Source organism: Cyanobium sp. Aljojuca 7D2, assembly GCF_024346415.1.
Taxonomy (GTDB): domain Bacteria; phylum Cyanobacteriota; class Cyanobacteriia; order PCC-6307; family Cyanobiaceae; genus Cyanobium_A.
On sequence record NZ_JAGQCX010000002.1, the window covers coordinates 91,939 to 108,016 of the forward strand.

The 16,078-nt window shown below is 63.7% G+C and carries 15 protein-coding genes; 2 read left to right on the top strand and 13 right to left on the bottom strand.

What is annotated here, in order from left to right:
- The first annotated feature begins 109 nt into the window (after positions 1 to 109).
- Positions 110 to 922 carry a pentapeptide repeat-containing protein gene (locus KBY57_RS02765; RefSeq protein ID WP_254994357.1) on the top strand — a complete coding sequence of 271 codons (813 nt, stop codon included), beginning with the start codon at positions 110 to 112 and terminating at the stop codon, positions 920 to 922.
- 1,033 nt (positions 923 to 1,955) lie between these two features.
- On the opposite strand, the gene KBY57_RS02770 is transcribed toward KBY57_RS02765, so the two are convergent.
- From KBY57_RS02770 to KBY57_RS02795, 6 genes are all read right to left on the bottom strand, one after another.
- Entirely contained in the window at positions 1,956 to 3,995 is a 2,040-nt protein-coding gene (locus KBY57_RS02770) for a type II secretion system protein GspD (protein WP_254994358.1), read from the bottom strand.
- 275 nt (positions 3,996 to 4,270) lie between these two features.
- A complete protein-coding gene (locus KBY57_RS02775; RefSeq protein WP_254994359.1) occupies positions 4,271 to 5,038 on the bottom strand; it encodes a hypothetical protein in 768 nt (255 codons plus the stop codon).
- On the bottom strand, positions 5,038 to 5,727 hold the full coding sequence (locus KBY57_RS02780; protein ID WP_254994360.1) for a PilN domain-containing protein: 690 nt from the start codon (positions 5,725 to 5,727) through the stop codon (positions 5,038 to 5,040). Before KBY57_RS02780 ends, KBY57_RS02775 begins: the two co-directional genes overlap by 1 nt.
- Complete coding sequence (locus KBY57_RS02785; RefSeq protein ID WP_254994361.1) at positions 5,724 to 6,539, bottom strand: hypothetical protein; 816 nt, start codon at positions 6,537 to 6,539, stop codon at positions 5,724 to 5,726. Before KBY57_RS02785 ends, KBY57_RS02780 begins: the two co-directional genes overlap by 4 nt.
- Positions 6,540 to 6,643: 104 nt before the next feature.
- Positions 6,644 to 7,816: a quinone-dependent dihydroorotate dehydrogenase gene (locus KBY57_RS02790; RefSeq protein WP_254994362.1), complete on the bottom strand. Its 1,173-nt coding sequence runs from the start codon at positions 7,814 to 7,816 to the stop codon at positions 6,644 to 6,646.
- A gap of 8 nt (positions 7,817 to 7,824) precedes the next feature.
- Positions 7,825 to 8,595, bottom strand: coding sequence for a ribonuclease H (locus KBY57_RS02795; RefSeq protein WP_254994363.1), 771 nt, complete (start codon positions 8,593 to 8,595; stop codon positions 7,825 to 7,827).
- Positions 8,596 to 8,652: 57 nt separating this feature from the next.
- Between KBY57_RS02795 and KBY57_RS02800 the strand changes: the two genes are divergently transcribed.
- Positions 8,653 to 9,399, top strand: coding sequence for a DUF3747 domain-containing protein (locus tag KBY57_RS02800; protein ID WP_254994364.1), 747 nt, complete (start codon positions 8,653 to 8,655; stop codon positions 9,397 to 9,399).
- 280 nt (positions 9,400 to 9,679) lie between these two features.
- Here KBY57_RS02800 and rplL read toward each other — a convergent pair whose 3' ends face one another.
- The 7 genes from rplL to KBY57_RS02835 form a co-directional block, all read right to left on the bottom strand.
- Positions 9,680 to 10,069 carry a 50S ribosomal protein L7/L12 gene (gene rplL, locus KBY57_RS02805; protein ID WP_254994365.1) on the bottom strand — a complete coding sequence of 130 codons (390 nt, stop codon included), beginning with the start codon at positions 10,067 to 10,069 and terminating at the stop codon, positions 9,680 to 9,682.
- Between the two features lie 69 nt (positions 10,070 to 10,138).
- Positions 10,139 to 10,666, bottom strand: coding sequence for a 50S ribosomal protein L10 (gene rplJ / locus KBY57_RS02810; protein WP_254994366.1), 528 nt, complete (start codon positions 10,664 to 10,666; stop codon positions 10,139 to 10,141).
- Positions 10,667 to 10,961: 295 nt separating this feature from the next.
- The gene (rplA, locus tag KBY57_RS02815) at positions 10,962 to 11,669 is read right to left on the bottom strand and encodes a 50S ribosomal protein L1 (protein WP_254994367.1); all 708 of its coding nucleotides are present in this window, start codon (positions 11,667 to 11,669) and stop codon (positions 10,962 to 10,964) included.
- Between the two features lie 104 nt (positions 11,670 to 11,773).
- Complete coding sequence (rplK, locus tag KBY57_RS02820; protein ID WP_094560886.1) at positions 11,774 to 12,199, bottom strand: 50S ribosomal protein L11; 426 nt, start codon at positions 12,197 to 12,199, stop codon at positions 11,774 to 11,776.
- A gap of 105 nt (positions 12,200 to 12,304) precedes the next feature.
- Positions 12,305 to 12,922 carry a transcription termination/antitermination protein NusG gene (gene nusG, locus KBY57_RS02825; protein ID WP_233128631.1) on the bottom strand — a complete coding sequence of 206 codons (618 nt, stop codon included), beginning with the start codon at positions 12,920 to 12,922 and terminating at the stop codon, positions 12,305 to 12,307.
- A 103-nt stretch (positions 12,923 to 13,025) separates the two neighbouring features.
- Positions 13,026 to 13,247 (bottom strand): preprotein translocase subunit SecE, encoded by a 222-nt coding sequence (gene secE, locus KBY57_RS02830; RefSeq protein ID WP_233128632.1) that lies wholly within the window; start codon positions 13,245 to 13,247, stop codon positions 13,026 to 13,028.
- Between the two features lie 62 nt (positions 13,248 to 13,309).
- A complete protein-coding gene (locus KBY57_RS02835) occupies positions 13,310 to 16,075 on the bottom strand; it encodes an ATP-dependent Clp protease ATP-binding subunit (RefSeq protein ID WP_254994368.1) in 2,766 nt (921 codons plus the stop codon).
- Between the last annotated feature and the right edge of the window lie 3 nt (positions 16,076 to 16,078).

Here is a 16,078-nt window from a genome sequence, read left to right on the forward strand (position 1 = left end):
GACTGCCTGGCGAATAGGCCTGTGCCGCCTAGGAAACAGGCGAAATCGTGCGCTATAAGCCGTTGCAACGTGCACGAATGCCATGCCAAGCCGCATCGCGCCTCTGACGTTGCCACGTCAAGGCCACCTGCTGAGCGCCGCCGCCAGCTTGCTCGCTGCTGTGGCTGTGCTGATGGCGCCTACCGCCAAGGCGGATTCGACCGACCTGTTCAAACTGCTGGACACCCGCAGCTGCCGTGGCTGCAAGCTCCAGGATGCGGATCTAGTGCACGCGGATCTGCGCGACGCCGATCTGCGCCAGGCCCAGCTGCAACGGGCCAACCTGGGGCAGGCCCGCCTGGATGGGGCCCAGCTCGGCGGAGCCAATCTGAGCTTCACGAGCTTGATGGGAGCTTCCCTGCGCGGTGCCGACCTGCGCGGCGCGCGGCTGGATGGCACCGATCTACGCCAGGCCGATCTCAGTGGTGCCCTGCTGGACCCAGGAGCCCTATCGCGCAGCCACTGGCAACGGGCCACGGGCATCACCGCCGTCCAGTTGAGCTACGCCGAGCTGCACAATGCGGGTGCTGAAGCTGCTCAGCAGGGGCGGTATCCAGAAGCTGAACAGTTCTTCAGCCAAGCGGTCCGCAAAGATCCCAACGCTGCCATCAGCTGGGTGGCGCGGGGCATCTGTCGCAGCGAGCAGGGCAAAATAGAACTGGCGACCAGAGATTTCAGCTATGCAGCGAACCTGTATCGCAAGGGGGGTGAAGTCTCTCAGGCGGAGCAACTGCAACAGGCCGCTGAGAAACTAGCCAAGGCTGACGAGGACAACAGCAAAGGCGGCAATGGAGCAGGCGGCAAAGCGATCTCAGGCGCCTTGGCAGTCTTTCAGTATCTGGCACCAATTGCGGCCAATGCGTTCATGCCGTTGGGCTTCTGAGCCAGGAGCCTGTCGCAAGTTGCACCTGGGCCAGCAACCCTCTATTGGGGATACACGACTGAGCGTCGTCCGGTTTCATACCAGATGAATCTGACTTTACTTCTCAGGCCATTGCCAGCGATGCCATGAACAGCTTGAGAATGTTGTGGGTGCCTTTATACTGAAGCGACTTTGCCACAGATATCGTTAACCCTGGGCGGGAGGAACTGGGGTTCGTCTCAGGGCAGACCGGATGAGAAGTTCAACCTCCAAGAGAATTGTGGGGCCTTGCATTGCAATACCTCCACAGGAAGTGGGCCAGGTTTGAGGCCAAGGACGGCAACCATCGGCTCGTTACGAGGTCACGGTCTGACCCAGCACCTTGGGAGTTGCCTTAGCGCAGAGGGCTCACGACACCCACCAGCCCAGCGACCGAGCCGCGCTCAAAGAGCTGCTTAGCGGCCTGGAGCTTGAGGGGCGATCCAGGCGGATCCACTGCATACGACGCAGGCGTTTTTCGATGATGCCTTGCCCAGGGGCCGACGTGTGCCTGTGGATAAGGGACAACCAACGCACTATCTAAAGCTTACAGACCGGAGCAAAAGCCCTGCTTGAGCACGTCAGAGACCGATGGACGATCGAGAACAGCAGGCATAGAGTCCTCGACGCGCCGCCTAGGGAAGACGCCCACTGCTACTGGGAAGACAGCGTTGTCCAGATATTAGCGACTCCGAGAAGCCCAACAATCAACGACCTACATTTGAATGAAATCTGTTCATTCACGCATGGGATTTCTATTTTGGAACTAAACATCAATGAGCTGCAGAAGCTGCGCCTAGAGATCAGAAATCTGGACTCCATACCTTCAGTCGATTGAAAATCAACTAACGAACACAAAAGAAGCAGCTGATCCCCCCTCTTCTGCGATTTACTCGAGCACCAGCACAGAGAAGGCCTTGGCAACTAGGCCATCGAAAAAGCTCATTATTCATAACAAGTGATTAGTTTATATACATAAATTATTCAGCAAACCGGCAGCCTCCCCAGGCAGGAATCAAAACCCTGGGGAAGCCATGAATTCCTGGGCCCCCTTGCTGGTAGGATTATAACCATATCCATAAACCCCGCCAGTCCCATCATTAATAATCCTTGGGGTAACGGTAATCACTAATTCTCGCTTTTCCCTTTTATTTCCGGAGGACCGGAAAAATTGTCCAATGAGCGGAATATCACCCAAAACGGGCCATTTGGAAACCTCGATCCTATCAAAATCCGAAATAACGCCCGTCAATATTAGGGTTTGCCCATCACGAACTCTAACAGCGCCCGTATCAAGACGCCGAACACTTAGGATGCTAATGGAGGGACAATTGCCACCAGCTTCTACAGTATCAACAACTGCCGAGACACTGGGCGAAAGAGTAAATGTCACAAATCCATTGTCATCTATTCGCTCAACTCGAGCGCCCAGGACTAGGCCCGCTGTCTGAAACTCATCGATAGAACAACTCACAGTGCCAGTATCTCCACTTTCAGTGGACGACACTGAAACAGGCACATTTGTTCCAACCCTGACCAACGCCTCATTGGCCTTGCGGCGACCAATAGGGGCATTAATATCGGCAGTATCTGCAGTAGCCTGCCCACCAGACGAAGCTATCGCAGCAGCAGCCTCATCATCGCTTCTAAGATCAGAAGGATTCTCAGACAGAATAAGAGTTGGACTTGCCAAAAGCTTCGAGTTTGATGAAACTATTTGTGCATTTAACGTACTTAAAAATGAATTATTCCCAGCACCCGATGGAGTTACTCCATCGCCATAGGAGGCACTGAGGCTACCATTTTCGTTGGCAATAATAAAGTTTCTGCCAGTCCAAGCGAAGCTGCTCTCGGCAGTGGTGTCATTATCAAGTGATACATCATATATCTTAACTGCAAGAGAAACCTGCCTCTGGCGTAAATCAAGCTGCCGCAAGTATTGCTCTGCGATAGCAACTACAAACGGATCTCCCACAAGCGTAATGGTTCCAAGTCGAGAATCAGTAGTAGCCAGCAAACCTATTAAGGGCCCCGAAGATGCCCCATAAGCCTCTACAGCAGTCTGGGTGCTTGACAAAGTTGTTGCTGAATTTGGGGCGCCACTTGGCTGGCTCTGGCTTCCACCCTGAGTGACTGCAGTTGTAATCGTATTGGTCTTCGTAACCGACGCCCCAAGGTTAGCCAAATAATCGGCTGCAGAACCAGCACTTACCTGATTGAGCCGATAAATCTTAGAAGCCTGGGAACCCATTGTCTTTGAAAGCACATTCTTGCCAACTATGACGGTGTTACCTTCTTTTCGAGCCTGAAGCCCCGAAGCCAACAAAACTGTATTGAAAGCCTGTGCGTAGACTTCATTTACAAAAGAAGCAGTAACCGGGGGAATTGCGGCCAGAACGCCTTCAACCGTTTTTTCAGTCCTTTCGGTATTGGTGTTCGGCGAGTTTAGTCGATCAACATCACCAGTTTTTTGTTCAACTTCCTTAGGAACAAGCGATTCTTGGAAAGCGAATCCGTAACCACCAATGCGCGCAAGCGTCATCAGTACATCTCTTGCATTAGCAGTCCTAACTGTCAAGGTAACCCTAGGCCCACTCAAATTGACATAGCCACGGTTGGCAATTCTCATCGTGCCAACCGCCATATCTCCCAGCGGCGGCGCAACAGCTCGGGCCTGCAGAGGCGGCGCATAGATGGGCAGTGGCACAGCGCCGGGCTGACTGAGGTCTAGGCGATTCGTCTGCAGGGAAACCTGGGGTGAAGCGGGAAACGTGAGGATCAGATTCACACCATCAGCGCTCACCACCGGACGCGCCAGGGGAACCCCGGGCATCGAGGTCACCGACAGGCTGTAGCTGCTACCCGAGCCATCAAGGCTGACCGACTGAAACCCCAGCTCCGGCATCGACAGCCGTTGGGGGCCAACCCGCAGCCCCGTCGGCGATGCCGTGGTGAGTTGACCTTGCCAGCCGTTGGGCCACGCCGTCTGCTGCAACTGGGGCGCAGGACCAGCTCCCACCACCACCAGCTCCACCGCATTTTCCAGGCGACGCACCTGCAGCTGCATCGGTCCCGCTGCGGCAGCAGCAGAGCCGCGGGAGGAGGAAGAGGTTTGACCAGGGGCCGACGTAGAAGCACCGGCGGCGGATTGGCGCGGGGCGGCCTGGCCAGCAGGATCAAGAAGAGCAAAACTCGGGAGAACTGCTGCCGCAGCGGCCGTAGCAAGGCGACGACCCCAATCCCTGCCCAACGTTCTTCACACAACTTTGTGCGGATCTTAGCGAACCAATTTCTGAAAAGCCAGGGCAGCGAAGAAGACGTCGACGCTTGCTAAGTTTGTTTCTTGGGCGGCACAAGTGTGGGCTTCACTGCATTGCCAGACTGGTAATAAGTCAGCGTCAATTTCAACTCAGTTTTCGCCGCCACAGGGATCGCCGCTGGTGCAACCATGCCGCTCTGATTGCCCGCCTGATTACCACCCTGGGGAGCAGGCAGGGGGGCTGCCTTGGGAGGCTCCACGGCAGTCAGCGACAAGTTGCTTTGTGACACCAAAACAGTCAGCTTTTCCGTGGCGCGCAAAAACGCCAACACATTGGGGTAGGGGCCCTCGGCCGTGAGCAGCACCTGCTGGGCCTTCAGGCCAGCCGCCTCAAGGGGAGACTTGGGGGGGGGCGCCGGCTGCTCGCCTTTTTGAGCCTTCTTCTCATCCGCAGCTGGGGGCGGCAGTGCCGCCACGGGCTCATACAGATCCAGCTGCACACCGAGGCGGTTGGCCTCCCGATCAAGCTGAGCCAGGAATGTGAGCAACTCGCCACTCCCTTCGATCAGTTGCAGCACCTTTTGCTGCTTGCGCTCCGCTGCGTCCTGGCTTTCCGCCGTTTTGGCGATCTGAGCCCGCAGCAGAGGAATGCGGCCCTGGATCTCCTCCAGCTGGGCCAGTCGTTCGCTGTCGGACTGCAGCTTCAACCACTGGGGAACCACCCCCACACCCACCACCAAAACCGCCAGCAGCGCACCCACCCCAATCGGCAGCCCCAAAAGCAAGCGCTGCTGCACTTGGGATGCATTCCGATCAGCCCCATCCTGAAGGTTGGTCATCAGAGCAAGCCCTCCTGCTGGAGCAGATCAAGGCGACGCACCAAGCCCTCAGCTCCGAGCTGGGTGAGAATCTGCTTCTCCGCCAACGGGCTGATCGGCGGACGAAAGGTCACCAACAACTCAAAACTGACCGGTCCTGACCCCGCAGCACCCCGTGACGCTTTGACAAGGGTGACGCCATTGGGATCCAGCAACGGGGAGCGCTTCAACTGGAGCTGAAGCGCATTGATGCGGGCAAAAGCCTGGGGATCCCGCGACACCCCCTTGAGCCGGTAGCCACTCCCCTCTTCCGTGGCAGCGGTGAGTTGCACCCCTGCCGGCACCCGCAGCTGCAGATCGCGCATCAGCGCCGATCCGGAACGCACCGCAATCAGTCCCTTGACCAGATCCGCATTGGCGTTCTCCACCCTCTTGAGCTTGCCCCGGGACGCCGTGAGCTGGGTTTCAAACAACTGCACCTCCGCCTCCACCGTGCCAAGGCGATCCACCGCAGCGCTCACCATCAAGGCGCGCAACCACACCAACACAACCGCCCCAAGCGCGATGCCAATCAGGGCAGCACCGATCGCCACGCCCTGCACCAACCGCTGACGCCCCTGCAGGGCAGCCTGAACAGGGTCCGGCAGGTTGAGGCCCTGGCGTTTTTCGCGCAGCAGGTCGAACTGGCTGGTGGTTGGCGTTGTCGTCATTGGACCAGCTCCAAGCTGCCCAGGCCCTGCAAACAGAGAGAGCCAAAGCCATCGTGATCGACCACTTCGACCTCCAGATCCAGCGCCTGCTCCAACAACGCCTGATCCTCCAGCGGTCGGGCCAACAACAACCGCACCGGCGCCTGAGGAGCCTGCAGAGTCTTGTAAAACGCCAAGCTCTGTTGCAAGGCGGGAATCAGCTCGACCATCGGCCCAGGCAACATCCGTTCAAACTCGGGCACGCCCTGGTGCCAGAGGATCAGGCTGGTCTGCTGATCCAGCGGCTGCAACAGCGCCACCAGGGTGCCGGCAGGCGTGGCCGCCAGCGCGTCGCGCAGGCCCCACATCAGGCACACCTGCGAGGGCAGCAGGTGTTGCAGAGTGCCGCCAGCAATCGCAAACACCTCCACCCAGGCATCCACCACCGACCGCTCCGCCGCGATCACCAACGAACTGGCGGGCAGACCCGGCAGTGGATGCACATCCAGGTAGGCCTGCTCCAGTGGAAACGGCCAGCCCAGATCAGGATTGAGCGCGCGCAGGTCGCCTACGGAATTCGCAGGCTGTTGGCCGGCTGGCCAATCAACTACCCGCCAATGGGACGCTTGCCGAGGCAGGGACACCACCAGCTGGGCATCGATCCCCCCGTACTCCAACAGCAGGTCGCCCAAAAAATCCCCCACCGCGTCCTTGAGCTGCGGCACCCCATCGCGACAGGTGCGGGCCGGAATCGGTGCCGACCAGATCGGCTCCTGCGGCCTGCCCCGCTTCACCAGCTGGCCGATCACCAGCTGCTCGGAGAGATCGACCATCACCAGCTTGGGAAACAGCTGGGCACGGAGGGGGCGCCATTTCTCCTGGAGTCCCGCCAGTACCAAAGATCGGATCGGATTGTTACAAGTAACCTACCGAACTTTCAGCGCCAAGGAAGCCCCGAGCCCACCGCCTCACCCACATGGGACAGGCCGTGGCGCTCGAGTTGGGTCACCAACCCTTCGAGGATTTCGGGCACCAAGGCCGGGCCGCCGTAGATCCAGCCCGTGTAGAGCTGCACCAGCGATGCACCGGCTGTGATCCGCTCCCAGGCGCTCTCGGCGGAATCGATGCCCCCCACCCCGATCAGGGGCAGGGCTGGCCCCGCCGTAGCCCGCAACCGCCGCAGCACCTCCAGGGCCCGGGCCCGCAGCGGCACCCCACTCACGCCGCCGGCCTCCTCGGCCAGCGTTCGGCCCGTTTGGGCCAGGCGGCGCTGCTCCAGCCCCAGGCGGTTGAGGCTGGTGTTCACGGCGATCACGCCAGCCAGGCCCTCCTCGTAGGCCATGCGCGCGATCGCATCGATGGCGTCGTCTTCCAGGTCGGGAGCGATCTTCACCAGCAGGGGCGGGCAGGCGGGGAGGCGCCGCAGCCGCTCCACCAGCCGCCGCAGCAGGGTTTCCTCCTGCAGCTCCCGCAGGCCCGGCGTATTGGGCGAGCTCACGTTGATCACCGCGTAATCGGCCAGGGGGGCGAGCAGCTCCAGCGACGAGGCGTAGTCGTCGGGGGCGAGCTCCAGCGAGGTGATCTTCGATTTGCCGAGGTTGATGCCCAGCACAGCCGGGCGCCGGCCGGGGGCGGGAAGCTGCTGACGCTCCAGGGTGCGGCGCAGGGCCTGGGCGCCGTCGTTGTTGAAGCCCATGCGGTTCAGCGCCGCCCGCTCCGCCGCCAGGCGAAACAGCCGGGGCTTGGGGTTGCCCGGTTGGCCGTGCCAGGTGACCGTGCCCAGCTCCGCAAAACCAAAGCCGAACAGGTGCCAGATCCCCGCGGCGACGCCGTTCTTGTCGAAGCCGGCCGCGAGCCCCACCGGATTGGCAAAGCGGCAGCCAAACAGGCTCTGCTCCAGGCGGGGATCGGGCCGCTGCAACTCGGCGGCCAGGCCGGCCAGGGCGCCACTCACCAGGGGCCACTGGCGCCGCAACGAAGCCTGGGCCAAGGCCGTGAGCGTGAGCTGGCTGAGCTGCTCCGCATCGGCGCCGTCGTCGCGGCTGAGCAGCGGCCCCACCAAGCGCCCGTAGAGCGCGCCCGTGCTGGTTGCGGTGCCTGAATCCGCCATCTCCCCGCCTACTCCCGGTCGCCCAATCCTCCCGCGTCGCGTTGCAAACGCCAGCGCCCGCCCTCCAGGGGCAGCACCTGCCAGTCGCGCCAGCGCCAGGAGCTGCTGCGGCGCTCCAGCTGCTTCAGGGGCTGCTCCACCAGCTGGGCCAGCTCCACCAGGCTGAGGCCGTAGCCCTGGGCGGCGAAGCGTTCGGCCAGCTCCAGGCGGCTGAGCAACTGCTGCAAGGGGGCAGGGGCCAGATCAGCGAGGGGCAGATCCAGTGAGGGCACATCCGCCTCGATCCGGGCTGTGGTCAGCACCTCGCCGGCGGCCATGGCCGGCATCTGGCCGCGGGAAAAGGCCACAGCAATGGCATCGCAGCGGTCGTTGTCGGGGTCGCCGCTGTGCCCCTTCACATGCACCAGCTCCACGCCCGGCAACCGGGCCTGGTCGAGCTGCTCCCACAGATCCCGGTTGAGCACCGCGCCACCGGATGCCGTGCGCCAGCCCTTGCGCTTCCAGCCCTGGATCCACTTGCCGAAGCCGTCGATCAAGTAGCGGCTGTCGGTGCGGATCGTCAGCCGGGGATCACGGGGCAGGTCTTTGAGGGCCTCCAGCAGGGCCAGGGCCGCGGTGAGCTCCATGCGGTTGTTGGTGGTGGCCGGGTGGGCCCCGCCCATTTCATGCACCGAGCCGTCGGCAAAGCGCAGCAAGGCTCCCCAGCCCCCGGGGCCAGGGTTGCCGCTGCAGGCGCCATCACAGGCCGCAGCCACCACGTTCACCGGCTTAGCCGCCACTGGACAACCCCAAAAGATTCGCTAAAGAGCATCACTGCCTCACATCTGAGCCCAGCCATGGACTCCTCCACCCCGGGCCCGTCAAAGAGTCGAATGCTGGGTCGAACTTACCTGGCCCTGGCTGCTGCGGGGCTGGCCGGCGCTGGCCTGGCCGCACTCAGCCCCTGGGCCCAGGCCGCCAACGTGTTCAACAGCCGCCCGCTTGATGCCAGCCGCTTTGCCGTGCTGGCGCGGCCGGTGGGCAACAGCGGCTGGAACCTGTTGGTGCTCGAGCAGATCAAAGCCCAGCCCCTCTGCTGGGAGCAGCGCCCCGATGGCCTGGTTGATCCGGCTCTGAACCGCTTCAACTTCACCGGCATCTGCAGCCGCTACCTCGACAGCAACGGCTACTCCCTGCGCATCGGTGATCAGGATCTGGCCAGCCGCTACCGGCTGCAGCTGCGCCAGAGCGGTGCCGAACTGGTGCTGGAGGCCAGCACCCCCAGTGATCCCACGGTGATGGTGGTGGGGCGGGCCCAGGTGCCGCTGCGCGACCGGGATGGCTTCGTGACCCTGAAGCTCGAGCCAGGCTGGGATCTACAGCGGCGGGCCTACGGCGAGCAGACCCTCAGCCACATCTATTTCGCCAATGCCAGCCCCCTGCCGGAGCTCGTGGCCCAGGCGAGTCGTTCCGCAGCCGGAGCCGCCGGCCAGAAGCTGCCCCACGCCAGCCTGCGGCCGCCAGTGGCCCCACCCAGGCTGGTGGCTCAAAACATGGGCCCGGGGCCGATCCGGTTGCCCGTGATCCCCTTCCGCAACCAATAACCCCGTGACAGTTGCCAGAGAGTCCTCCCGCCCCTCGTCGACCCCGTAAGCAGCCGTTAAGGTTCCGTCGTGTGAGGAGTGGGAACGCTCTTCCGGGGTCGAAACGAGGACAGACTCCCAGAATCGTTCCAACTCAGAGCCCTGCCTTCGGCGGGGCTTTTTTATTGGCTCGATCCCCCAACCACTGAAACAGCCAACAAAAAGCCGGCCCTGGAAGGGGCCGGCGAGAAGACAGAGGAGCTGTCGACGGACGAGGCAGGGCCGCAAGCGGCCCCAGCGATCACTTGATGGTGACCTTTCCGCCGACTTCTTCCACAGCCTTCTTGATGGTTTCGGCTTCAGCTTTGGCGATGCCTTCCTTGATGGCCTTAGGAGCGGCTTCCACCAGAGCCTTGGCTTCGCCCAGGCCGAGGCCGGTGGCCTCGCGGACAGCCTTCAGCACCTTGATCTTGGCCGAATCTTCGAAGCCATCGAGGATGACGTCGAATTCGGTCTTCTCTTCGGCGGCTTCAGCACCACCACCGCCAGCGGCGGGGGCGGCCATCATCACGCCAGCGGCGGGAGCGGCGGACACACCGAAAGCCTCTTCGATCTGCTTGACGAGCTCGGAAGCCTCAAGCAGCGAAAGGGTTTTCAGCGATTCGAGAATCTTGTCGGTAGTAGCGGACATGGTTGGGAATCAGCAACAGATCTGTTTGTGAACAGTCGGATCGAGGGAGCTCGAACTCGCGAAATGCGATCAGCCTTCGCCGGATTCGGCGTGCTGGTTGAGCGCCCGGGCAAGACCGGACGGAACCTCGTTGATGCCCACAGCCAGCTTGGTGGCCACGGCATTGATCGCACCGGCGATCTGGGCCATGAGCACCTCCTTGGAGGGCAGATCCCCGATGGCCTTGATGTCGTTCTGGGAAAGGAGCTTGCCTTCGAAAAGGCCACCCTTCACATCCGACTTCTTCGTGTCCTTCTGGAAGGACTGCACGGCCTTCACCGCACCACCCACATCGCCCTTGACCAGGACGAAGGCGTTGGTGCCGGTGAGCAGGGAATCGAGATTCGACCAGGCGCTATCGCCATCAATGGCCCGGCGCATCAAGGTGTTTTTGGTCACCTTGCACACACCGTTGCTGGCCTGCAGACGGGTCCGCAGATCAGACATTTCCTTGATGGTCAGGCCCTTGAAATCAAGGACCAGCGCCATTTCGGCCTCGCCGAGGAGCCCTTTGAGCTCTTCGACGATCTGTTGCTTGTTCTCCGGAGTGCGGCCCATAGGGAAGGAACGGATCGGGGGAACAAGCCGGGTACGCGGCCCTGACGCCCCTGGAGGGGGCTCGAGGCCGCGGCCTGTTCAACACCCGATGCGATCCAGCTGACGATCAGCTGAGCCGCGGCGGAGAACCAAACCAGTCGCGTGAACCTCGGCAGGACTTATGGGCGTGAACCCACCTGCTGTCTGGGGTAGGGCGCGTGCCCTTCTGGACTAAGCCAGCCTGCAACCATACACCAATACAAAAAATCCCCCTCAGGGAGGGGGATTGCGAACGGCGTCGAGACGGGGGCTGAGGTCAGCCTTCCTGCTTGATGTCCTGCAGGGCCGAGAAGTCCACTTCCACCGAGGGGCCCATGGTGGAGGTCACGTAGAGAGAGCGCCAGTAGCGGCCCTTGGCACCGCTGGGCTTGTTGCGGTCGATGGTTTCCTGCAGGGCCTTGAGGTTGTCGAGCAGCTTGGCCGCATCGAAGCTGGCCTTGCCGAAGCGCACGTGCACGATGCCGGTGCGATCGGCGCGGAACTCGAGCTTGCCGGCCTTGAACTCGTTGATGGCACCAGCCAGATCGGTGGTCACGGTGCCGGCCTTGGGGTTAGGCATCAGACCCCGGGGACCCAGCACCCGGCCCAGCTTGGCCACCTTGGGCATCATGTCCGGGGTGGCGATCAGCAGGTCGAAATCCATCTCGCCCTTGGCGATCTGATCCACCAGGTCGTCGTCGCCGGCCAGATCGGCACCGGCGGCCTTGGCAGCGGCCACAGCCTCACCGCGGGCGATCACCGCAATGCGAATCGACTGACCGGTGCCATGGGGCAGGGCCACGGTGGTGCGCAGCTGCTGGTCGGTGTATTTGGGGTCGATCCCGAGGCGCACGTGGGCCTCCAGGGTCTCGTCGAATTTGGCGTTGGCGTTGGCCTTGACCAGTTCAATGGCCTCAAGGGGGGCGTAGCTGCGGTCTTCGACCGTGGCGCTGAGCGCGGAAAAACGCTTGGAAATTTTTGGCATGGTGGGAATGGGGTGCGAGCGATTCAGAACGGGGCTTGCCCAGTCCATGGACTGGTTCGGGCTGCCTGGATCTCCCCCGGCTAAGGGTGGATGGGTTTGGGGATTTAGTCGTTGACGGCGACGCCCATGTTGCGGGCGGTGCCTTCGATGATGCGCATGGCCGATTCAACGCTGGAGCAGTTGAGGTCGGGCAGCTTGGTCTTGGCGATCTCCTCGAGCTGGGCGCGGCTGATGGCGCCGACGCTGCCCTTGGCGGAGGTGGCGGCACCCTTCTCGATACCGGCTGCCTTGGAGATCAGCACGGAGGCGGGAGGGGTCTTGGTGATGAAGGTGAAGCTGCGGTCTTCGAAGACCGAAATTTCAACCGGAATCACATAACCGGCCTTCTCCTGCGTCCGAGCGTTGTACTCCTTGCAGAACGCCATGATGTTGACGCCGTGCTGACCGAGGGCAGGGCCCACCGGCGGTGCAGGGTTGGCTTTGCCGGCCTGGAGGGCCAGCTTGATAACGGCAACGACTTTCTTGGCCATCGTCTCGGGCTACTGGGGCAAATTCTGCGGATCACCCCCATCGCCGGGGGTGTGGACTGAACGGCCGTCCTCCGCAGGGAGACGGCCGCTGAGCTGGGCCGGGGCCTAGCTCTGTTTGCTGATCTGGGAAAACTCCAGCTCCACCGGGGTTTCCCGGCCGAAGATCGAGAGGAGGGCCTTGAGCTTGTTGCGCTCGCCGCTCACCTCGATCACCTCGCCCTGGAAGTCCTTGAACGGACCGGCCGTGACCAGGATCTGATCACCCTCGGTGAGGTCGACCTTGACGACGGCCTTCTTCTCGGCGGCCCGCTTGAAGATCCGGTCCACCTCGGAGCGGCTCAAGGGGCGGGGCTTGATGTGGCCCCTGGCCTTGGCGGTGGCACGCCGCTCTTCCGCCCCCACGAAATTGATCACGTTGGGGGTGCTGCGCACCGCCATCATCGTGTCCTCATCCAGGATCATCCGCACCAGCACGTAGCCGGGGAACACCTTCTCCTCGGTGCTCTGGCGGGAGCCATCCTTCTTGAGCTTCACCCCCGGGGTCTGGGGAATCTCGATCTCCAGGATGCGGTTGTCCACGCCAAGAGTGACGGCCCGCTGCTCAAGGGTGGCTTTCACCTTCTTCTCACAGCTGGAGGCCACCTGCACGGCGTACCAGCGGGCCACCTGGAGCTTTTCGCCGCTGGCGGCGGGCACCTCCAGCACCTCTGCTGCAGGCTCCAGAACGTCGAGGGGGCTCTCAGACAGGGGCTCGGACACGGGGCTCAAGAAAGGAACGGGATCAACGAAACACTTGACGAAGCACTGGACTTAACGGGACATCGGCTCAACGAAACACCTGAAGGGCGGCCCAGCCGTAGAAGCGATCAATCGCAGCGATCGCCGCCGCCGAGAGACTCACCATCAAGATCACGGCCACCGATTCACTGAACAGCTGCTGGCGACTGGGCCAGACCACCTTGCGCAATTCCGCCAGAGTGGCGGCAGCAAAGCCCTGGGGCTCGGCTGGCGGTGTGGGCTGATCAGGGGTAGGGGAATCTGGATTGATGGCGTCGGAATCCACGGGCGCTGGCGCACGGGGACGTCCGCGCGTATCGGCAAACGACCACCCTACCCGAGGGGCACAAAGGTCAAGGGAGTCCCCGGCTCGACGCGCACACCCCGGGCGCCGCTGAAGCGCTCCGCCAGCAGCTCGGTGGCCAGGGGATTCTCCAGCTGACGGCGCAGCACCCGCCGCAGGGGCCGGGCGCCGTATTCGGGCTCATAGCCCTGCTCGGCCAGGGCCTGCACCACCGGCTCCGGCACCTCCAGCTCCAGGTGCTGCTCCGCCAGCAGGCGGGCCAGCTCGGCCAGCTGCAGGCGCACGATCCGCTGGAGATCCGCCGGCCCCAGCGGCCGGAAGCGGATCACCTCGTCGATCCGGTTGAGGAATTCCGGCCGGAACTGGGACGCCAGCGCCTGGTCGATCTGCTGGTCGAGCCAGGTCTGCTGCTCTTCAGCGCGGGCGGGATCGGCGGCATCGCCCACGGCCCGGGCGCTCTCGAGGATGGCGCGGCTAGCCAGGTTGCTGGTCATGATCACCACCGTGTGGCGGAAATCCACCGTGCGGCCCTGGGAATCGGTGAGCCGGCCGTCGTCGAGCACCTGCAGCAGCAGGTTGAACACCTCCGAGTGGGCCTTCTCCACCTCGTCGAGCAGCAGCACCGCATAGGGCCGGCGCCGCACCGCCTCGGTGAGCTGGCCGCCCTCCTCATAACCCACGTAACCGGGGGGCGCCCCCACCAGCCGGGCCACGGCGTTGCGCTCCATGAATTCGCTCATGTCGAGCCGCACCAGGGCGTCGTCTTCGTCGAAGAGAGACGCCGCCAGGGCCTTGGCCAACTCGGTTTTGCCCACACCGGTGGGGCCCAGAAACAGAAACGAGCCCACCGGCCGGGTGGGCGACTGCATCCCCGCCCGGGCCCGCCGGATCGCCGCGGCCACCGCCGCCACCGCCTCCGGCTGGCCGACCACCCGCTCGCCCAGGCTGGCCTCGAGCTCCAGCAGCTTCTGACGCTCACCGGCCAGCAGCCGCTGCACCGGAATGCCGGTCCAGCGGGCCACCACATCGGCGATGTCGCCCTCCTCCACCTGCTCCCGCAGGATCGTTTCCCCCTGCAACTCCGCCTCCAGGGTTTCGCGGCGCTGCTGCAGGGCATTGAGCTGGTCGTGCTGCAGCCGAGCCGCCTCCTCGTAGTCGCCGTCGCGCTCGGCTTCGGCGATGGCGTGGCGCAGGTCTTCGTCCTGCTGCAGCAGGTCGCGCAGCTCCGCCAGCCGCTCCCGCTCGGCCTGCCAGCGCTGCTGCACCCGCTGCAAAGCCTCGGTGGCCTGGCGGCGCTGCTCCTGCCACTGCACCCGCTCCTCCAGCGGCGCCGCCTCGGCCGAGAGCAGGGCCAGCTCCACCCGGCGCAGCTCGGCCTCGGCCGCCTCCACCAGCTGGGGCTTGGAGGTCACCTCCATGCGCAGCTGGGCTGCGGCCTCATCCACCAGATCAATGGCCGAATCGGGCAGGCAGCGGTCGGTGATGTAGCGGTCGGCCAACCGGGCGGCCGCCACCAGGGCCGGATCGGTGATCGCCACGCCGTGGTGCAGCTCGTAGCGCTCCTTGAGCCCCCGCAGGATCTCCACGCTGATGTCGAGGCCGGGCTCCTTGATCAACACCTGCTGGAAGCGGCGCTCCAGGGCCGGATCCTTCTCGATGCTGCGGCGGTAGTCCTCCGGGGTGGTGGCGCCGATGCAACGCAGGTAGCCCTGGGCCAGGGCCGGCTTGAGCACGCTGCCGGCATCGGCATTGGAGCGGTCGTTGCTCACCACCGTGTGCAGCTCGTCGATGAACAACACCACCCCCGCGGCACCCGGCACCGCATCGGCGTCGCGCACCTCCTTGAGCACGGCCCGCAGGCGCTCCTCAAACTGGCCGCGAAACTTGGCGCCAGCGATCAGGGCGCCCAGATCGAGCGCGACCAGCCGCAGACCCTGGAGCGAATCGGGCACTTCACCGGCCACGATCCGCTGGGCCAGCAGCTCGGCCACGGCGGTCTTGCCGACGCCGGGCTCGCCGATCAGCACCGGGTTGTTTTTGCTGCGGCGGGAGAGCACCTGGATCAGGCGTCGCATCTCCAGGTCGCGGCCGATCACCGGATCGAGCTCACCGGCGCGGGCCGCCGCGGTGAGGTCGCGGCCGTAGCGCTCCAGGGCGCTGGGCTCAGGCGGCTCCTGCTCCAGCCGCAGCTCGGCGCTGGGCGTTGGCGCTGCTGCCGGGGGCGGGGCGGGCGAGGGAGCGACGGGAATGGCGGGAGTGGCGGGAGTCGCCGTGTCGATCCAGGCGTCGGGAGGTGCCGCGGGGGCGGCTGGGGGCGGTGCAGACACCGGGGCGGCAGCGGCCCCACTGGGCCGGAACTGCCGCAGCAACAGGTCTTCGCTGAGACCCTCCGGCCCCAGCAGAGAGGCACCGATGCGGGGCTCCCGCACCAGGGCCACCAGGAGATGGGGCACCTCAAGCAGGCCCGCGCCCCAGGCGGCCCGGCAGCGGTCGGCGTCCTCGAGCAGGTCTTCCAGGGCATCGCCGATGTAGAGCTCGCTGCCGCTGCCACCGGGCTGGTCGGCGCAAAAGCTCTCGAGCCGATCCAGCAGTCGATCGGGATCGAGGGGCAGGCGATCCAGCCAGCGGCCAAAGCGCCGCTCCAGCAGCAGGGCCTGCAGCAGGTGCTCCACGTCCATGGCGCCGTGACGCCAGCGCCGGGCCGTGTCCTGGGCGGCCAGGAGCAGCTCCCAGGCGTCGTCGCTGAAACGATCAGGATCGCTGGTGAGGCTGGAGGGCACTGGATCGGCGCGCATGGG